At 60.2% G+C, this 14,427-nt stretch carries 10 protein-coding genes; 2 read left to right on the plus strand and 8 right to left on the minus strand.

Annotated elements, in window-relative coordinates:
* Positions 1 to 349: 349 nt before the first annotated feature.
* Positions 350 to 1,198 (minus strand): MurR/RpiR family transcriptional regulator, encoded by an 849-nt coding sequence (locus ASD83_RS16550; protein ID WP_056312968.1) that lies wholly within the window; start codon positions 1,196 to 1,198, stop codon positions 350 to 352.
* A 261-nt stretch (positions 1,199 to 1,459) separates the two neighbouring features.
* Here ASD83_RS16550 and murQ point away from each other — a divergent pair, with 261 nt between their 5' ends.
* On the plus strand, positions 1,460 to 2,392 hold the full coding sequence (gene murQ / locus ASD83_RS16555; protein ID WP_056312971.1) for an N-acetylmuramic acid 6-phosphate etherase: 933 nt from the start codon (positions 1,460 to 1,462) through the stop codon (positions 2,390 to 2,392).
* 184 nt (positions 2,393 to 2,576) lie between these two features.
* Here murQ and ASD83_RS16560 read toward each other — a convergent pair whose 3' ends face one another.
* From ASD83_RS16560 to ASD83_RS16580, 5 genes are all read right to left on the minus strand, one after another.
* A complete protein-coding gene (locus ASD83_RS16560; RefSeq protein WP_056312973.1) occupies positions 2,577 to 3,632 on the minus strand; it encodes an ABC transporter ATP-binding protein in 1,056 nt (351 codons plus the stop codon).
* Between the two features lie 10 nt (positions 3,633 to 3,642).
* Positions 3,643 to 6,837 (minus strand): alpha-mannosidase, encoded by a 3,195-nt coding sequence (locus ASD83_RS16565; protein ID WP_056312975.1) that lies wholly within the window; start codon positions 6,835 to 6,837, stop codon positions 3,643 to 3,645.
* Positions 6,834 to 7,643: a carbohydrate ABC transporter permease gene (locus ASD83_RS16570; protein WP_056312977.1), complete on the minus strand. Its 810-nt coding sequence runs from the start codon at positions 7,641 to 7,643 to the stop codon at positions 6,834 to 6,836. The genes ASD83_RS16565 and ASD83_RS16570 overlap by 4 nt, the downstream gene beginning before the upstream one ends.
* A complete protein-coding gene (locus tag ASD83_RS16575; RefSeq protein ID WP_056312979.1) occupies positions 7,643 to 8,533 on the minus strand; it encodes a carbohydrate ABC transporter permease in 891 nt (296 codons plus the stop codon). The genes ASD83_RS16570 and ASD83_RS16575 overlap by 1 nt, the downstream gene beginning before the upstream one ends.
* A 194-nt stretch (positions 8,534 to 8,727) precedes the next feature.
* On the minus strand, positions 8,728 to 10,044 hold the full coding sequence (locus ASD83_RS16580; RefSeq protein WP_156386020.1) for an extracellular solute-binding protein: 1,317 nt from the start codon (positions 10,042 to 10,044) through the stop codon (positions 8,728 to 8,730).
* Between the two features lie 300 nt (positions 10,045 to 10,344).
* On the opposite strand from ASD83_RS16580, the gene ASD83_RS16585 reads away from it, so the two are divergent.
* A complete protein-coding gene (locus ASD83_RS16585) occupies positions 10,345 to 11,352 on the plus strand; it encodes a LacI family transcriptional regulator (protein ID WP_056312983.1) in 1,008 nt (335 codons plus the stop codon).
* 111 nt (positions 11,353 to 11,463) lie between these two features.
* Here the strand turns inward: ASD83_RS16585 and ASD83_RS16590 are convergent, their stop codons facing one another.
* Both ASD83_RS16590 and mdoH read right to left on the minus strand, forming a co-directional pair.
* Positions 11,464 to 12,672 (minus strand): OpgC family protein, encoded by a 1,209-nt coding sequence (locus tag ASD83_RS16590; protein ID WP_082561286.1) that lies wholly within the window; start codon positions 12,670 to 12,672, stop codon positions 11,464 to 11,466.
* The gene (gene mdoH / locus ASD83_RS16595) at positions 12,665 to 14,416 is read right to left on the minus strand and encodes a glucans biosynthesis glucosyltransferase MdoH (protein WP_056312985.1); all 1,752 of its coding nucleotides are present in this window, start codon (positions 14,414 to 14,416) and stop codon (positions 12,665 to 12,667) included. The genes ASD83_RS16590 and mdoH overlap by 8 nt, the downstream gene beginning before the upstream one ends.
* Positions 14,417 to 14,427: the final 11 nt, after the last annotated feature.

Consider the following 14,427-nt stretch of genomic DNA (forward strand, 5'->3'; position numbering starts at 1 on the left):
CTTGGGATGGAATACTAAATTCCAAAATTTGATCATGTCAAGAATAGAAAATTACATCTACATGACAGGAGGGCGCTGTCCTCAGGCTGGCATGTACAAGTAGCCCTCATCCTGAGGTGCTCGCCAAGGGCGAGCCTCGAAGGGCGAGGGCGTGGCATGCGGCCTCCACTCGCCCGTCCCCGTGGTTCGAGGCTTTGCTCTGCAAAGCACCTCACCATGAGGACTACCGGGCAATCCAGCTCACCCGCCATTCGAGCACCGCTCTCATGGCCTTCTTGGCTTGAAGGGCTCCACTGGAGCCCTTCATCGGCTATGCCGACCGCCAGCGAATTTGCCCTGCGGGCCGGCTCTAAGCCTTCAGCACCGTCACCGCCGCCTCGCTGCGGTGGATATAGTCGTAAGCATCGGCCTGACGCCGCAGCAGCAGGATGAACAGCATATCCATCAGCATCAATTGCGCATCGCGCGAGGTGATCGCCGAAGAGCGCACCCGCTCCTCGTCCGCCACAGAAAAAAGGCTGATATCGGCAATCTCCAGCAGCGGATTGGGCTGCAATCCCGTCACCGACAACACCGTCGCCCCGCGCTTCTTCGCGAGTTCGGCAATGCGCAGCGTTTCCATGCTCCGCCCCGAATGCGACAGCGCAATGATCAGGTCCTGGTCATTGAGCGCCGAGGCATTGGAAATCTGGATATGGCTGTCGCTATCGACCAGCACCGTCCGCCCAAGTTTTAAAAGCTTGTAGGAAAAATCCCGCGCCACCAGCGAGGAGGCGCCAACGCCGGCCAACTGGATCCGCCGCGCCCCCATCAGCGCATCGAGCGCGGAATCGATCATCGCTTCGGTATTGACCGCCGACGTTTCCCGCATCGACAACAGTTTCGAGCCGATCAGTTTTTGCAGGATCGTCATATAGCTGTCGCTGGCGTCGATCGTGCCGTGAATGACCCCGGCTGGCGCATGAAATTCCTGCGCCTTGGCCTTGTTCACATCCAGTTTGAGCTGTTGATAGCCCTCATAGCCGAGTTTTTGGCTGAATTTGACGACGCTCGATTGGCTGCGCCCGGTCGCTTCGGCCAGTGCCGCCGAAGACATGGCCAGCATCTCTTCAGGATGATCGAGAATGAACCGGGCGATCTGGCGATCCGCCTGGGTCATGGTGTCGATCTTGGCGCTGATAATTTTCAGGATGGACATCGACTAACCCTCGAGCTGCGCCTTCTCGCGGAAAGGCCTCAACCGTTCCCTCCCTGAGAGCCGCGTCATTCCCGCGCAGGCGGGAATCCTCGTTCCGAGGGTGAGTTTCCCGCTGTCGCGGGAATGACGCCGCAATCGGGAACGATAGGGTCTCGCAGGATTTCCTGCTATCCCACGCTAACAGGAATATTCTATTCCGCATTTCATTGACAAGAGGAATATTCGCTTCTAGCATTTTTGCGCGAACAGAGGGGACTACCCATGGCAAAAAGCGCTCTGATGGCGGAGCTGGAAACGCTGGTTTCCGAGGCCCGCAATCCCGATACGGTCGGGATCGATCTCATGTCGACCCGCGACGTTCTCGCGGCCATGAACAGAGAAGACAACAAGGTCCCGCAAGCCGTCGAAAAGGTTCTGCCCGAAATCACGGCGGCCGTCGACAAGATCGTCGACGCCTTCCGCCATGGCGGACGCCTCATCTATATGGGCGCCGGCACCAGCGGTCGTCTGGGCGTTCTCGACGCCTCCGAATGCCCGCCGACTTTTGGTGTACCGCCCGAAATGGTTGTCGGCCTCATCGCCGGCGGCGACCACGCCCTGCGCCACCCCATTGAAGGGGCCGAAGATTCCCCCGAAGAAGGCCGCAAGGATCTCGAGCGCATCAAACTCGAAGCCCGCGACGTCGTCGTCGGCATCGCCGTTTCCGGCCGTACCCCCTATGTCATCGGCGGCCTCGACTATGCCAAATCGGTTGGATCAACCACCGTCGCCCTCTCATGCAATCCCGACAGCACCATTGCCCGCCAGGCCGAAATCGCCATTTCGCCGGTCGTCGGCCCCGAGGCCGTCACCGGCTCGACCCGCCTCAAATCCGGCACGGCGCAAAAGCTGGTCCTCAATATGCTGACCACGGCCAGCATGATCCGCATCGGCAAGACCTATCAGAACCTGATGGTGGACCTCTCGGTCTCGAACAAAAAACTAGAAGCCCGCGCCATCCGCATCCTCGTCGAAGTCGCCAATTGCAGCACCGACGAAGCCGAGCACCTGCTCGTCACCGCCGGTAACAATGTCAAACTCGCCATCCTCATGGCCCTCACCGGCATGGACCGCCCAACCGCCGAATTGGCCCTCGAAAAGTCCGAAGGCTTCCTCCGCCGCGCCGCCGGCATCCAGCCAAGGGCTGCCGGCTGATCCCCACGACTCAGCCCCCCACCCGGCGTCATTCCCGCGAAAGCGGGAATCCCTGTTTCAAAACGGAGATCCCCGCTTTCGCGAGGATGACAATCGGTGGGCAGAAGAAATCGGGCCAAGAACTCGATGCGCACCTCCCCCTAGATGGGGGAGGCCGGGAGGGGGTGGGGCCCCACGCGCCGCGTTAGCGTATCACCCGCCCCGCCTCATCAAACAAATGCACCTCTCCCTCCGGCAGCCCGATATGCATCTCCTGATGCAATTCCAGCGCCGGGGCCCCATCGAGCTTGATCGTCACCATCTCCCCGTCGGGCAGCTCGACATAGGCCAGTGCATATTCGCCAAACTGTTCGATCACCGCCAATTTGCCGCTCAGATGCGCCGTTTCCGCGCTTGCCAGCTCCAGATGCTCCGGCCGTGCACCAATCGTTCGCACTTGCGTGAGATCCGTGCCTTCAAACGTTAACAGTCTGTTACCCGGAAGCCGCAATCCGTCGGCCTCGGGGGTAACGGGAATGAAGTTCATCCGCTGGCTGGCAATGAACCCCGCGACAAACGTATTGACCGGGTTCCGATAAAGCTCCAGCGGCGTCCCCACCTGCTCGATCACGCCTGAATTGAGCACCACGATCCGGTCCGCCAGCGTCATGGCCTCGACCTGATCATGCGTCACGTAAATCATTGTCGCGTCTAGCGTATCGTGGAGTTTTGCAATCTCGACGCGCGTCTGCGCGCGCAGCGAAGCGTCCAGATTCGACAGCGGCTCGTCGAACAAAAACACCTTTGGATTGCGCACGATCGCCCGCCCGATCGCCACGCGCTGGCGCTGTCCACCGGACAGCGCCTTGGGCATGCGATCAAGGTAAGCCTCGATCTGCAGGATCCGGGCCGCTTCCCTAACCCGTTGATCCACTTCCTCTTTCGGCGTCTTCATGAGCTTCAGCCCAAAGGCCATGTTCTCATAAACGCTCATATGCGGATAAAGCGCATAGGACTGAAAAACCATGGCAATGCCGCGCTGCGGCGAGGGCACATCGTTGACCACCCGCCCGCCAATCGAAATGTCGCCGCCCGAGATCGGTTCGAGCCCGGCGATCATCCGCAGCAGCGTCGATTTCCCGCAGCCCGAAGGCCCGACGAAAACAACGAACTCCCCGCTTTTGATGTCGAGATCGACCCCATGGACCACCTCAAGCGATCCATAGGATTTTTTGACCTGTCGCAGCGAAACATCGGCCATGGGAGCCTCCTCAGATCTCTACCAACAGTGTGACGATTTCAAACGGCCGCAGGTTCAAGGTGATCGAATTATCCTTGATATCCAACGGCTTGCTCGGCCCCTCTTCCATCAGGTTGACCATGCGCACGCGCTTGACCTTCACGCCAAATGAGATCGTCGTCTCTGCCCGGATATTGGCGTGCTCGAATACGCGCAGCACCAATTCGTCCGATTTTTCGGCCTTTTTCACCGTCTCGATGGTGACGTTATCCCCGCTCACTTCAGCCAGGCTAAAATGGCCCAATTCGGCGCTCGGTTGCGCCTGGGAAGAGGTCGAGCCGATGACGGCAACCGGATTGTTGAACCGCTCCGCCGCCCGATGCACCTGCGCCAGATCGGCAACGCCCTCGTGGATAAACAGCGCATAACGGATGCGATGTTCGCCAAGATCGGCATCGGGCGCGGGGAAGGTCGAGCCGCGCACCAGCGTTAGGCGTACCGATTGCTCATGGCAATCATAGGCATATTTGCTGTCATTGATTAGCGCCGCGCCGAAATCGGCCTCCGAAATATCGACCCAGCGATGCATCGACGCCTCGAACCGCGCGCGGTCCCAGGTCGTGTTACGGTGGGTCGGACGCTTGACGTGACCGAACTGAATTTCCGAGCGGATTTCGGAAATGTTGAGATCGAACGGGAACTGCGCCTTGATAACCTGCGCCCGCTCCTGCCAGTCGATAAAGGTGTCGAATTCCACCTGCCGCGCACCCGCTGCCAGCGAAATCACCTGCACGATCAATGACTTCTGGTACTTTCGTTCCACCCGGATCGCCGCACGATGCGGCCCGGTTTCAACAACGGAAATCTTCGTCGGGCTATCCGCCAGCGGCCAGAACTGCTCCTCGAAATAGCGGTCGATGTCCCAGGCATCCCACTCCATCGGCTTGTCTTCATAGGCAATCAACCGATTGGCCGCCGCGCCCGGCGCCAACACTTCACGCTGCCGCGTCTTGTCAAAGACCGAGGTAATTTCCCCCGCCTTATCAAAACTCACTTTTATGAGTTCGTTCTCAAGGTGCTTTTCCGAAACCGACAGCGTATTTTTGGTCTTCGGCGCCGAAGCGACAACCTGCGCCGCCGTCCAGCCAAGCGCCGCTATATCATTGATTGCAGAGACATTTTCCGCGGTGCCGTCAGCCCGGACAGTCTTCTGGATCGGCTCGATACCGCCAGCGCTCGCCAAGCCATTGCCCGCGCCAACATCACCAAGTCGCACCAATTCCGACCGGCTCTGGCTGGTGAAATTCAGCACCCTCAACTGATCCGTCCCAGGCTTGGCAAAAGCCTGCGCCGCCGCATGCCAGGGCCCGTTCTGCGAGGAAAGCGTCGAGAAGATCTGCGCATATTCGCCGTCGCTATCGACATAAACTTCGGGAATAGACGTGCCCGGCAGAATGTCGTGGAACTGGTTGATGAGCACCAGCTCCCAGAATTCGGCAAGCGTTTCAGTGGGATAAGCATGCCCCGCCTGGCTCAGCGCCATGGCACCCAAAAATTCCAGCTCCCGCAAGCGCCGCTCGGCATTGCGGTTATTGGCCTTGTTCTTGGCAACCGAAGTCAGCGTGCCGCGGTGATATTGCAGATAAAGCTCGCCATTCCACGTCGGGAATTTTGCCGGCGTCGCATCCATCGCCGCCCCAAGCCGATCGAGGAACGGCACGATCCCCTCTAGCTTCACCTTCGGCGCGCCGGGAATACCGCGTTCCAATCGCGTGCCGCGCTCGATCATGGCGCGCGTCGGCCCCCCGCCGCCATCGCCATAGCCATAGGACATGACGACCTCGTTATAGGCCGCCTTCGGCTCATAGCGCTTCCACGCGCCCATGGTCTCGGAGACCGAAAGGTCGCCATTGTAGGTCGTAAAAATCTCTTCGCTGTCATACTTTTGCGCAGTGATCAGCTGCGCTTTGGTGACGGTCCCGTCAATGCCGCGCCAGAAGAACGTGTCATAGGGATGCCGGTCGGTATCGTTCCAGCTCAGTTTTGACGTCACAAAATATTCGAGCCCGGATTTCTCCATGATTTGCGGCAGGTTGGCCGAATAGCCAAAGGTGTCCGGCAGCCACACCGTCTTCGGCGTCACCTTGAAATGCTCGATGTGGAATTTCCGCCCGCGCATGATCTGGCGCACCAGTGACTCGCCCGAGGCGATGTTCACATCGGGCTCCACCCACATGGCGCCTTCGATTTCGAACTGCCCGGATTTGACCTTCTTGAGCATGCGCTCCCAGATTTCCGGATAGTCCTTTTTCAGGAAATCAAACAGCACCGACTGGTTGTACATGAAGACGAACTGCGGATATTCCTCCATCAGATTCAACACGGTAGCAAAGCTGCGCCCCGTCTTGTCGCGCGTATGCATCACGCGCCAGAGCCAACCGACATCGAGATGGGTCGAGCCCACCGCCGTGATCTGCGGCTGCACTTCGGTATCAACGAGATCGTAAATCTCCTTGGCGATCTTCTCAGCCGCCGGCAGCCCAGCCTCGAACGCCGCCGTATGCCCATCGCGCCGATCGAGCGACCGTAAGGCGCGCTCGACAATGTTCAAAATCGCCTGCCGCCGCGGATCGTTCTGATAAAGCCGCACCGCCACATCGAGCGGCGTCTGCAGGTCGTAATAAAGCTTCTCGGCGCGCTCATTGCGCACGAAGAAATCGACCTCAAACCCAACCAGCGGCCGGTCAAAGAACGTAAAGGCATTGACCAGAATGACGTGCTTGTTGCCCGGCTTGGCATTGCGCTCGATCACCAGTTCTGTGTGATTGCCGTCCAGTGCCTGCGCGATTTTCCCGTCGAGATAGGCGAGACATTGGGGGTCCGTCGAACCCGGCCGATCCTGCCATTGGCTGGTGAAATGCGCGACAAACACTTTTCCCCGCGCCTCTTCCGGCACGGTGATTTCGGCGGCAAACCAGGTGTGTTCCTGATGCTTGGCCCACACCGAATGGCGGCCAAACTGCTCCCATTTGCGCCAATCGGCCTTCAGCGCGTCAGCCGATGAAAACCCATCGGCGCGCTGCACATGCCATTGAAACGGCACGTCTTTCAGCGGCGTGCGGATCTTCTTTTCGAGATCCTTGCAAAGCCTCAGAAGTTTCCCCTCTTGTTTGAGGTCGTCGTCGAGAAGACCAAGTTTTGCAGATTGGGGATTAGAATAGGTCATCCTTTGACTCCGACACCGGCGAACCCTGTGTTCATGTTCCGCCGCAACAAGAAATAGACGCCGATCGCCGGCGCAGCGTAGAGAATGGAAAAGGCCGTGAGGAAGCCGTAGTTGATGGCGCCCTGCTGCCCGAAGGCGGCGTAAAGCCCCACCGACATTGGGAAAGCGTCCTGCACGCGCGCAAAGATCAGCGGCAGCAGGAACTCGTTCCACGCTCCCGTAAAACTGAAGAACCAGACCACCGCGATGCCCGCCCGCGACATGGGCAACACGATTTTCGTGACGATCTGAAGAAGGCTGGCGCCTTCGACATAGGCCGCTTCCTCAAGTTCGATCGGCACGGTGTCGAAGAAATTTTTCAAGAGCAGCAGCGTGAACGGCAGATTGAGAATCGTCAGCGCGACGATAACGCCAAGCTGATTGAGCAGCCCCGAGCGCTGCGCCGCAAAATAGAGCGGCACCAAGACGCCCGCTGAAGGCAGCATGCGCAGCAGCACCAGCGTCCACAAAAACGCATTGCGCCCCGGTATCCGCAGCCGCGACAGCGGGTAAGCCGCCGAAATCCCCACGACCACCGACAGCGTCGCCGTCCCTGCTGCGATGATGATGGAGTTGAAAAACTGCCGCCCGGCATTGCCGCTGACCGCGAGCCCAAAATTATCGAAGCCAAAAGCCTTGGGGATTTCGAGCTGGCCGGTCGAGAGCGGATTGAAGGCGTTGAGAATGAGCCAGGAAAACGGGCTGACCCAGATGACCGCCATGAAAGCGAGCGCAATGGCGGTCAGGCGGGAGGGTTGGTTGTCCATTATTTGGGCTCCCGCAACAGGCGCAGATAAAACAGCGAGAGCACGCCGACAATGAGCAGCATGGCGACCGAAATAGCCGAGCCAAAGCCAAGATTGCCGCGCGAAAAACTCTGATTGTAGAGAAAGACCGCCAGGGTTTCCGTCTGCCGCCCCGGCCCGCCGCCGGTCATGGCGAAAATCAGCGGGAAATAGGTGAAGGTCCAGATGGTGATGAACAGCATATTGGTGGCGATATGCGGCCTTATGATCGGCAATTGCACCAGCCAGATGCGCTGGAACGGGGTCGCGCCATCGACCTTTGCCGCCTCGACCACTTCGCGCGACACCGAGTCGAGCGCAGCGGAAAACAGCAGATAGGACCAGGCTGTGCCCTTCCAGATATTGGCAATAGTGACGACGAGCAGGGCATAGCTGTTGATGAAATTGATCGGCGGAAAGCCGAGCGGCACGACGATCAGCTGGTTGATCAGCCCCGTCTGGCTCGTCGTCGCCGACCACAAAAACGCCGCCACGATATCGGGCAGCAGCCAGCCGAGCATGATGCAGACTTCCACGACGCTGCGAATGGTCGATTGCGTGCCGCGCAAGGTTGCGGCGAGCAGAAAGCCCAGCACCGACTGGCCGACAATGGCCGAGAAAAACACAAAGATAACGGTAGTCCAGAGCGATTCGAGAAACCCGCGCCGGGTAAACAGCCGCTCGAAATTCTCGAGGCCGACCCAGCTCCATTCGACGCTCTTTTTCCCCACCAGCGCCAGATCAGTGAAGGAAAAGGCAAAAGCCCAGGCGGTGAAATAGAGCAGGGCGCCAATCAGGATCGCGGCCGGCAACATGCCAAGGGCCAGAACGAAGAGATTGCCGGTGAGCCAGGGATTGGCCTGATTTTTCATGGGTTTTTTCTCACTGGCACAGGGTCGTCCATACGCTCGACGTCACCCCGGCGAAGGCCGGGGCCCATCTTGAGATCTCAGGGTGGTCCACGGCCTTGGCCGGCGGACAAGGAAAACGGCGAGTGGCCAAAAAAAACGCCCGTCGCGACGGCACCCGGAGGACATTTCGGGTGCCGCCGCGTCGGGAGGTCAGTTTATTCGTAGGTTATGACCTTCTCTTCGCCGAACTCATCGACCAGCGCGTCATGATAGGTCTGCACCACTTCATCGACCGATACGCCATCGACCAGATCCGACGTTGCCTGCTGGATCAGCGCCGAAACCGTCTGATAGCCCGGAATGGTATCGCGGCCGGTCGTATCCGCAGCCAGCGCCGTTGCCTTGGCAAGGAACGGATCGGCCGTGTATTCGGGCGATTCCGAAATGTCGGTACGCACCGCCATGCGGTGGTTGGCGAGCGTCCAGGCCTTGAAATTGGCTTCGTCGAAAATGGTCGTGACGAGTTTGAAGGCCAGGTCCTTGTCAGAAGCGTTGGTATTGACGCCAATGGTCCAGCCGCCCGAAATATTGGTGGTTGCCTTGGTGCCCGGTTCGCCCGAGCCTGGCCATGGCGTCCAGCCGACTTGGGCGTCGCGCTCTTCGCGGCTCGGGGGATTGTTGCAATCCCAAAGGCACGCATCTTCCCAGGAGCCGGAAGCGAGAATGCCAAGCTGGTCATTGGCAAGCGCCGCCCGCACCGCTGCGCCGATATCGGTGGCGTAGTTGAGATCGGCCGGGTTCAGTTCCTTTTCGGAATAAACCTGATGATAGAGCTCAAAGGTGCGGCGCAGTGCCGGGCTGTCGCCGATCCACTGATTGGTGTCGCGCTTCAAAAGACGATTGCGATCGCCTTCCGGCACGTCGGCCCCCAGTAGCGCCATATAGACGCCCTGCATGGTGGCAGCTTCCGCCTGCTTGGTGCCGGCCGGCAATTGGAACGGGTATTGCACCCCCGCATCCTTGAGCTTTTGCGCGGCATCGAGAATGTCGGCCCAGTTCTTGGGCTCCCATGGGGTCGGAATACCGGCCTTCTCGAAATTGCTCAGATCATACCAGAGCATGCGCACGTCGGTATCGGTGGGCAGGGCATAGACCTGGTCCTGATAAGACGCGACTTCGAGCAAGCCCGGCAGGTAATATTGATACTGGTCCCAGCCCGCGAGCTGCTCGTCGAGCGGCAGCAGATAGCCCGCCGAAGCCAGTTCGCTGACCATGAAACTGTCGATCAGGTTGACGTCGGCCGCGGTGCCGGCGCTGAGGTCGAGCGCGATGCGCTGGTCATAGCCCTGCCCCGGCAGCTTGATGGCGTTGACCTTTTCTCCGGTCTCGGCCTCGAATTTGGCGATGCCCGACTCGATCAGGGAGCCAAAGGATTCCATGTACATAATCGAGATTTCCGCCTTGGCCGGCAGCGCAGCCGCGGCCATCAGGGAAACAGCGGCAACCGTCGTTAGAAAACCACGTTTGAGCATCAACTCCTCCTCTGCTCGCTTGCCGCTTATCTCTGCGGCATTGCCGAAGACCTCCACATCCTCGACGCATCAAACGTAATCACATGTGATGCAACGTTGCAAATGTATTTGCCATTTCGTCATCAGTGCTGACATATCGGGATTTTTATCGTTTTAAATCAATGCTATCGTAAAATTTGCATCGATTTCATCGGCGTGGCACTCAAGTAAAACGTTGCAAAATTTTCCGCATTGGTTTGAGCGCCGGGCCGTGTAAAAGTGGCGCGATAGTGCAATGAGCAGCAAGACGACTTCGAACAAATGGCTAGCGGCATCAGGCGCGTGACGCTCAAGACCATCGCCGAAATGACCGGGCTCAGCCTTTCCACCGTATCGCTGTCCCTGCGGGGCGGCACGACGCTTAAGCAGGAAACGCGCGACAAGGTCAACGAGGCCGCCAAGGCGCTCGGCTATGTGCCCGATCGGGCCGGCGTCCGCCTGCGGACCGGCAAAACCAATGTCATTGCTTTGGTGCTCGATGGCTCGGAAGATTCCATCGATTTTGCCCGCAACATGATCCAGGGCATCGGCCACGCCATTACCGGCACGCGCTACCACCTGACGGTGATCCCCGAATTCGAGCGCCACAACAGCACCGAGACGATCAACTATATTCTATCCAATCGCACCGCCGACGGGGTGATCATCACCCATACCGGTCCGCGTGATCCGCGCGTGCAGATGATGATCGATGCCGATTTTCCCTTCGTCAGCCACGGGCGCACGGAGTTTTACACCCCCCACGCCTATCATGACTTTCATTCCGAGGAATTCGCGGGGCTCGCGGTAAAGCGCCTCGCCGCCAAGGGCTGCAAGGACGTGCTGCTGGTCATTGGCGATGATAGCACCACCAACTACCACAACATCGTCACCAGCTTTCGCAAGGAGGCGGCGCGCGCCGGCGTCGAGGCGCGGGTGCTCGAAGGCACGGCAAAACTGAGCCCCGCCGAAATGCGCCGCGTCGGCATGGATCTCGCCGCCGATCCCCACCGTCCCGATGGCATCATTTCCGACAGCGAAATGCGCACCATTGCCCTTGTCGGTGGCCTCACCGAAGGCGGGGTCACCCTCGGCCGCGAAGTCCAGCTGATCTACAAGCAGACCTCAGGCATTCTGCCCACGCTCTTCCCCAAGATGGACAGCATTCGCGAAGACGTCTTCGCCGCCGGCGGTGAACTCACCCGCCTGCTTTTGAAGCGCATCGACGGCACGCCAATCAAGGAATTGCAGACCCTCGCCGAACCCCAGCCACATTGGCGCAGCGGGTAGCCCTTGCTTCTTCCGCGGTCAGCTTGAAGTCCTCATGGTGAGGTGCGAAGCGTAGCGCAGCCTCGAACCACGAGGGCGGGCGAGTGGAGCCGACTTTGCATCAGCGCCAATCTAAGCCTTGGCCCGCGCCAACTCACCCTTCATCCTGACCGTCTTGTTGAGCGCATAGGCAAGCCCGATCTGGATCGAGAGCCCGGTGACGAGGATCGCCGCGTCCGTCAGCGCGCTCTCCGGCACCCCGGCCTTCACCGCCTGGAAAAAGAGGCTCAGCGCCGTGCCGGTGGCAAAAACCGCCAGGCCCTGCCGCCCCATGGCCCGAAGCGGGGAGACCCAGCGCGAGGCGGCAATCCCCTGCATCGCCGGAATGCACGCCAGCACATAGAACAGGCACAGCGCATGCAACAGCCGCGGCAGCGACAAAAAGGTCTTATCGAAGGAGTGGATATGGAATGGCGCGCCCATCTGCCAGAACCAGCGCAAGACGCCATTGCCCATGGCGCCAACCGGCGACACCTTCATCCAGAGGATCGAGAGCACCAGAAAGCCGAGCGCTGCGAGAAAGGCGATCGGGTGCGCCGGAAAAGCACGCTTCCCCAGTTTCATTCCCATACCCGCCACCAGCCCGATCACGAAGACCAGCTGCCAGGAAAGCGGATTGAAAAACCACCCGCCAGAATTGGGGTAATTGGGAAAATTGAGCCTGAACGTGCCGGCGAGGAACCAGAGCAGAACCGAGCCCGCCACCAGCCAATAGGGTTTTTTCAGACCCATGACGAGCAGTACCGGCGCCACCAGCAGCAGCGTCAGATAAAGCGGCAGGATATTGAGATAGCCGAACTGATGCGTCAGCAGCGGAACCCCGATCAGCACCGCCAGCGGCTCCCGCGCCAAAGCCTTCAAATTGTTTGTTTCAAGGAGCTCGAACAGCCCAAAAAAGTGCGCCGCCGCCGCAAAAGTGCCGAGAAAGATAAAGGTCAGCGTCAGGTGCACGAAATAGAGCTGCCGTGCCCGCGCCCATGGCCGCGCGATCGCGAGCCAGAGCGGCACTTTTTTGAGGAACGCGCCCGAATAGGCGAGCCCCGCCGCGACGCCCGACATGAAAACAAAGGCTTCCGCCGCGTCCGAAAAGCCAAAATTGCGATTGGTAAACGCCTCGAACACCGTGCCCGGCACGTGATTGATGAAAATCATCACCAGTGCCAGGCCCCGGAACATGTCGAGCCGCTCGTCACGCCCGCCCGGGGGCAGAGGGGCAGGGCCCGCCGCAATGGCACGCAGCCCCGGGATACGCGCCCAGACGCTCGGCTTGCGCTCAAGCATGGACGGCGACTTCGGCAAGGCTCGTGGTCAAGACGGGCTCGGTAGCGCGCCAGCTCGCGAGGATTGTATTGGCCTCGACGATGATCGGGCTCGGTGCGCGTTCGTTCGCGGTCGAGAACAGCCAGGAGCTGACCGGGCGATCCCCGCCTCGCGCCGTCGCCCAGATGACGAAGGGCGCGAGGAGTGCCGGCCCCGCCACAGGCAGCAGCCAGGGAAGGAAAGCCGGGCCGGCATAGGCCATGAACACCAGCGCCGCGAGCGCCGTCAGCACGATCCACCAGCTGGCCGAAAAGGCCGTACGCAGCGGCACAGCCCGCGCATCGCGCTCCGTCGCCGGCCACCCGCCATCCATGCCGAAAAGGATCTGGAACACAGCCCGGCTCTGAAACCCGAGCAAGACCGGCGCCATAATCGTCGAAATGACGATCTCGCTCAAAACCGACGGAATGATCCGCCAGCCGCCAAAGGCGGCATTGGTGCCATCAATGGCGCCCCGCAACGCAATGGCAAATTTGGGCAGGAGGAGCGTCGTCAGAACGCCCACGCCGATGATCCACGGCGTCGCCCCCCACCGGTCCCCGCCGCTATCGGGAATGAGGCTCGACAAAAGGCTCGCCGCCATCAGCAGCAGCCAGAGCGGCGAGGCGAGATAGGCCATGATGCCCTGAACAAAAGTAAACCGGCTCCAGAATTTCAGCCCCGGCGCCGCAATCAGCCGGCGATGCTGCAGATTGCCCTGACACCAGCGACGGTCGCGCTTGGCATATTCGATCAGGTTTTCCGGCCCCTGCTCGAACGATCCACCAAGCCCGGGATCGACTTCGACCTTCCAGCCGCCGCGCGCCAGAAGCGCCGCCTCGACATAGTCATGGCTCAGGATATGCCCGCCATAAGGCGGTTTTCCGGACAGCACCGGCAGCCCGCAGCACGAGGCAAAGGCCCGCACCCGCACAATGGCATTATGCCCCCAATAGGGCCCGTCCTCGCCCTGCAACAATGCAGCGCCACGCGCAAAATAGCGCGAAAAATAGGCCGACGAATAAGCCATCATCCGCCCGAACAGCGTCCGCGCAGCAATCACCACAGGCACCGTCTGCAACAGCCCAAGCCGGGGATCACTATCCATGCGCCGCACCATGGCGAGCATGGTGTCGGCTTCCATCAGGCTGTCGGCGTCGAGAATGATCGCATAGTCATAGGCCGCGCCCGAATGGGCGATGAAATCCTCGATATTGCCCGCCTTGCGCCCGATATTGCGCTCGCGGCGGCGATAAAAGATACGCCCCGGGGCTTCCGGCTCGACGATCAACCTTTCGAACTCGCTCACCTCTTCGGCCGCAACCTCGAGCGAGGTCGTGTCCGAGAGAATGGCAAAATGGAAATGCTCGCCGAGCCCCTTGGCAACGATATGCCGGTTCATCGCCGCGATGCGGGCAAAGGTTTCAACCGGGTCTTCATTGTAGATCGGCACCAGAACGGCCGTCTTGCCCTCCGGCCGCGTCAGGTCGAGCAGGCGCTTTGGTTTGGGCGAGAGGGCGCCAAGCAGCCCGATCGTGCCGCCCCAGACGAGCCAAAACCCCGTCAGGACCAGCAGAATGGTCCGCACCCAGTCAAGAAAGACCGGGCGATTGCCCCCGATCAGATCGAGAAACGCATAGCCGGCGGTCAGGCTCACGGCCGCGGCGAAGCCAAGCGTGAGCAGCCGTAGCCACCCAGCCCGCCCCGTGATTAGCCGTTCATCCATCCGCGAGAGCC

Origin of the sequence: Devosia sp. Root685, assembly GCF_001427875.1 — a bacterium.
In the GTDB taxonomy this organism is placed as follows: domain Bacteria; phylum Pseudomonadota; class Alphaproteobacteria; order Rhizobiales; family Devosiaceae; genus Devosia.

Excerpts from the sequence above, each read along its gene's own strand:
- ASD83_RS16550 (WP_056312968.1), bottom strand. The coding sequence starts at position 1,198 with ATGTCCATCCTGAAAATTATCAGCGCCAAGATCGACACCATGACCCAG.
- murQ (WP_056312971.1), top strand. The coding sequence starts at position 1,460 with ATGGCAAAAAGCGCTCTGATGGCGGAGCTGGAAACGCTGGTTTCCGAG.
- ASD83_RS16560 (WP_056312973.1), bottom strand. The coding sequence starts at position 3,632 with ATGGCCGATGTTTCGCTGCGACAGGTCAAAAAATCCTATGGATCGCTT.
- ASD83_RS16565 (WP_056312975.1), bottom strand. The coding sequence starts at position 6,837 with ATGACCTATTCTAATCCCCAATCTGCAAAACTTGGTCTTCTCGACGAC.
- ASD83_RS16570 (WP_056312977.1), bottom strand. The coding sequence starts at position 7,643 with ATGGACAACCAACCCTCCCGCCTGACCGCCATTGCGCTCGCTTTCATG.
- ASD83_RS16575 (WP_056312979.1), bottom strand. The coding sequence starts at position 8,533 with ATGAAAAATCAGGCCAATCCCTGGCTCACCGGCAATCTCTTCGTTCTG.
- ASD83_RS16580 (WP_156386020.1), bottom strand. The coding sequence starts at position 10,044 with ATGCTCAAACGTGGTTTTCTAACGACGGTTGCCGCTGTTTCCCTGATG.
- ASD83_RS16585 (WP_056312983.1), top strand. The coding sequence starts at position 10,345 with ATGGCTAGCGGCATCAGGCGCGTGACGCTCAAGACCATCGCCGAAATG.
- ASD83_RS16590 (WP_082561286.1), bottom strand. The coding sequence starts at position 12,672 with ATGCTTGAGCGCAAGCCGAGCGTCTGGGCGCGTATCCCGGGGCTGCGT.
- mdoH (WP_056312985.1), bottom strand. The coding sequence starts at position 14,416 with ATGGATGAACGGCTAATCACGGGGCGGGCTGGGTGGCTACGGCTGCTC.